Annotated in this window: 1 pseudogene; it reads right to left on the minus strand. The window is 39.4% G+C overall.

Features of this window, described 5'->3' with window-relative positions:
- Positions 1 to 21: 21 nt before the first annotated feature.
- Positions 22 to 264 (minus strand): annotated as a pseudogene (locus AAEY75_RS15655) (hypothetical protein); the annotation flags it as partial.

A 264-nucleotide genomic window follows, 5' to 3' on the forward strand; every position in this document is an offset into this window, starting at 1 on the left:
ATTTTTAAATGTATTTGGATTTTACTTTGCTTTTGATTTCGTATTCTCATTAGATATATCGTCATCAGCGATATCATCGTCTACCATAACGATAGCCACATCTTGCTGTTTCTGCTCTTCCGTTTCAGAGTCTTGCGCTAACACTTCATTGGTAGCAAGTACGACGCCGTTGGCTTTTTGCGTTTGATATTTGATGGTTGCCAATATTCCAAGCCCACCAATCACGAGAATAATCAGCAGAATAACGGGATTTTTCCATAGGGG

Source organism: Psychrobacter sp. TB55-MNA-CIBAN-0194, from assembly GCF_040309505.1.
GTDB classification, from domain to species: domain Bacteria; phylum Pseudomonadota; class Gammaproteobacteria; order Pseudomonadales; family Moraxellaceae; genus Psychrobacter; species Psychrobacter fozii.